The sequence below is a fragment of the Massilia sp. CT11-108 genome (assembly GCF_047302915.1).
Classification (GTDB): domain Bacteria; phylum Pseudomonadota; class Gammaproteobacteria; order Burkholderiales; family Burkholderiaceae_D; genus Telluria; species Telluria orientalis.
In genome coordinates, this window is the sequence record NZ_JBKYMO010001276.1 from 1 (window position 1) to 418 (window position 418).

Consider the following 418-nt stretch of genomic DNA (forward strand, 5'->3'; position numbering starts at 1 on the left):
GACTGGCGCTGCGGCCTGCGGCGCCGTGCGGCCTTGCAGGCGTGCCGGCGCGATCCACTTGACGAGCGTGCGCAGCAGCAGGTCCGGGTCGATCGGCTTGACGACGTGGTCGTTCATGCCGGCGGCCAGGCTCTTTTCGCGGTCGCCGGCCATGGCATGCGCCGTCATCGCGACGACCGGCACGTCGGCACAGCCGGGCAGGGCGCGGATCGCGCGGGTGGCCGTGTAGCCGTCCATCTCGTGCATCTGGATGTCCATCAGCACGAGGTCGTAGTCGCCCGCCTTCGCCATGCGCACGGCTTCCTGGCCGCCCGTGGCGACGTCGATCCGCATGCGCGCCACGGCCAGGAAGTCGAGCGCCACCTCGCGGTTGTTGGCGTTGTCGTCGACGAGCAGGATGCGCGCGCCGGCCAGGCGG

General features: G+C 71.8%; 1 protein-coding gene. It reads right to left on the minus strand.

Annotated elements, in window-relative coordinates:
* Positions 1 to 418, minus strand: a 418-nt coding sequence (locus ACEN88_RS34385) for a response regulator (RefSeq protein ID WP_413346884.1), incomplete at both ends; no start/stop codon positions are given.